At 56.5% G+C, this 1,317-nt stretch carries 1 protein-coding gene; it reads left to right on the top strand.

Annotation, left to right across the window (positions count from 1 at the left end; genetic code table 11):
* The first annotated feature begins 68 nt into the window (after positions 1-68).
* A protein-coding gene (locus tag ACP7BS_RS29685; protein ID WP_426240918.1) for an IS3 family transposase occupies positions 69-1,288 on the top strand; the annotation gives its coding sequence in 2 pieces (ribosomal slippage) (positions 69-411 and positions 411-1,288; 1,221 coding nt in all).
* Positions 1,289-1,317 lie beyond the last annotated feature (29 nt).

Raw genomic sequence — 1,317 nt, 5'->3', positions numbered from 1 at the left:
TGTAATGGCCCCATAAAAATCCGGACACGATCTCCCACTTAACAAGTGTGCGAGGTAATGTGCCCATTATGACTAGTCACAATCCGAAGATAGAAGTCCTGCCCGGTCCTGAGCGCCGCCGTCGCTGGTCGACGGCCGAGAAGCTTTCCATCATTCAAGAGACATACGAGCCGGACGCGACCGTCAGCATCGTTGCTCGGCGTTACGGCATTCAGCCGAACCAGTTGTTCACCTGGCGTAAGCTCGCCACTCAAGGCGCTCTGACGGCCACGGCTGCGGAGGAGGATGTTGTCCCGGCGTCCGAATATCGCGCCCTTCAAAACCAGGTAAAAGAGTTGCAGCGTCTGCTTGGCAAGAAGACGATGGAAGGCGAGATTCTCAAAGAGGCGCTTGAGATCGCCACAGGCCCAAAAAAACACCTGTTGCGCTCGCTGTCGTTGCCGAAGGGAAGTTCCCGATGACGGCTGTGTGCGAGACTTTTGGTGTTGCCCGGTCAAACATGGCTGAGCGAGTGAAACAGCGTCCTTCCAAAGCCCGTGGTCGGCCACCGCTCGCCGATGATGATCTCGTTGATGAAATCAAAGCGATCATCTCCGAGATGCCGACCTACGGATATCGCCGGGTTCACGCGATCTTACGCCGAAAAGCCCGCAGCGAAAGCCGCCCATGGCCGAACGCTAAACGCGTCTATCGGGTGATGAAGGTGCACGGCCTGCTTCTCCAACGCCACACAGGTGCCATTGATAGCCGTCGCCATGACGGCCGTGTTGCCGTGGAGCACTCGAACCTGCGTTGGTGTTCTGACGGCTTCGAAATTGGCTGCGACAACAGAGAGAAGGTCCGCGTTGCCTTTGCTCTCGACTGCTGTGATCGTGAAGCCATCGCCCATGTCGCCACCACCCAAGGCATCAAGAGCGAAGACGTTCAGGACCTTGTCATCACCGCCGTCGAGAACCGCTTCGGTCGCATCAACACCCTTCCCAAACCGATTGAATGGCTGACCGACAACGGCTCGTGCTTCATTGCAAAGGACACGAAATCGCTGCTGATGGACATCGGAATGGAGCCTTGCACGACGCCGGTTCGCAGCCCTCAGTCCAACGGAATGGCCGAAGCCTTTGTCAAAACATTCAAGCGCGACTACGTCTCGGTCAATCCCATTCCCGACGCAGAAACCGTCATCGCCCAACTGCCATTGTGGTTCGAGCACTACAACACGCTTCACCCGCACAAGGCTTTGGGATATCGATCCCCGCGTGAGTTCTTAAACCGTCAAACAGAAATCTGATCCTGTCCGGTTTTTATGGGGCAACTCCA

The sequence above is a fragment of the Pararhizobium sp. DWP1-1-3 genome (genome assembly GCF_049896125.1).
Classification (GTDB): domain Bacteria; phylum Pseudomonadota; class Alphaproteobacteria; order Rhizobiales; family Rhizobiaceae; genus Pararhizobium.
This window is presented reverse-complemented; position numbering and strand designations above follow the sequence as displayed.